The organism is Daejeonella sp., assembly GCF_049655485.1.
GTDB lineage: Bacteria > Bacteroidota > Bacteroidia > Sphingobacteriales > Sphingobacteriaceae > Daejeonella.
Genome location: NZ_JBASJU010000418.1, coordinates 1 through 1564, shown reverse-complemented (window position 1 = coordinate 1564; position 1564 = coordinate 1). Strand labels below are relative to the sequence as shown.

The window sequence follows — 1564 nt, the reverse complement described above, 5'->3', positions numbered from 1 at the left end:
GGAGCCAGCCGTACATCCTGAGTATTCCCGGCCTCGTACCAGTTCAGCATTCCCAAAGAGATATACAGGATATTAACACCCTGCTCTTCAATACTTGTCCGGGCAAAGTAATAGGTGTTTAATATTTTAGACTGCAGTTTCTGATCGCTTTCATCGGTTTGCAGTCTGGTGTCATTATGAGCATCTGCAAGTTCCGGTTCAGATAGAGGAGGTAATTGGAATGTCTCATTTTCATCATCTTTCCCAGGTCTTCCTAAAAAGGTCATTGCCTTCGCCTGTTTTACAAGTATATCATAAATGGAAGGTGACTTTTCCTGTACAATATGCAATCCTCTGGCCTTTGGGACTTTATAGTTAAGCAGGGTGTTACGCATACCCAGATCAAGTAATTCTTTGCGTGACGCTTCAAGCTTGGGAAGTATAGTTTCCTGCATAAGTTGGTAAGATTAAAACACAAATAATTTCAGCTTACAATCAGGCTATCCTAAAGTCAGAGGGAAGTATTCAGAAATTATAATAAGGTTAATCAAATCTACTTGAGTAACAGGACATTTACAAATGATATCGATGATATTATAAGTGCAATCCCTGATCTCTTTTCTTTTTTCCACATCTCCTAAAACGCGGTACATTAGGGCAAATCATCATCTTGCTGTACGAAAGTGGTTACTGCTTCAATATTGAAAGTGTACACCCTTTGGTAGCATACTTATCTATCACTCCTGAAACTGATTGGCCACGCTGGGACTGCCCTTCTTATGGTCAATTGATGCTAACGAATGGGTATTACATTATGTTTCCTATTCTTTTGGTTGATTTGTGTTAGTTGCAATTACAAAAGCTTCTGAAAAATCCGGGCTTGATAAAAATTTCAAAATACCTGTTCCTGTTTACAAAGCACCTTTTCATCAAAGGGGGAAGTCAAATTAGTTTCATAATTGAAGTCTAAAAGTATCCTAACTCGTATGACATGCTTCTGCGCAAGTTTTACACCCATTAATCTGCTTGTAAGGATGCTTTCTCTTAGCTTCCGCAACAGCACTTGAACAACCATAATGGTTCCCTAATTCGTCGTAATTAGATTTCGGAAAATAGTAACATCCTGCTTTGTGAACTTCATAGTCACCATTCGATTGCTGATTTAAATTCAGCACATACCTATCTGCCATAATTTTTTCTCCTTTCCGACTCCCTTGAGCGAAGTCGTTTTCGTTTAAATCCTTAAAATTGTCTTTTCTGTTAATTTACAATCATTGTTTACTCTAAGTTATGGGCGGTCATCGTTTAAACATTACGGTTTCCCTTATAGGCTAAGTGAAGGGAAAAATTATATTTGATAAAGCAAATAGCTGCGATATTATTTCTATTGCCTTATTCACATATAAAAGAATGCACAAGAAAAACACCACCATTGGGTTAGCAGCGATAATTCTTATTTGCAGCCTCTCTGCATGCGCCCCTGCAGGTTACACCAGCAGCGAAGCCGGTTTCTTTTCAGGAATACTACACGGCTTCGTTTTCTTTTTTGCCCTGATAGGTAAATTATTTGGCGCCGATGTCGGGC

The 1564-nt window shown here is 38.7% G+C and carries 2 protein-coding genes; both read right to left on the bottom strand.

The genetic code is table 11. From position 1 onward, the window contains the following. Positions 1 to 434, bottom strand: a 434-nt coding sequence (locus WBJ10_RS16880) for a DUF4011 domain-containing protein (protein ID WP_424292414.1), incomplete at its 3' end; no start/stop codon positions are given. 522 nt (positions 435 to 956) lie between these two features. Beyond that, a complete protein-coding gene (locus WBJ10_RS16875; protein WP_424292412.1) occupies positions 957 to 1169 on the bottom strand; it encodes a hypothetical protein in 213 nt (70 codons plus the stop codon). Positions 1170 to 1564: the final 395 nt, after the last annotated feature.

What these genes read in the sequence shown, in the direction of transcription:
- WBJ10_RS16875 (WP_424292412.1), bottom strand. Translation starts at nt 1,169, where the DNA reads ATGGCAGATAGGTATGTGCTGAATTTAAATCAGCAATCGAATGGTGAC.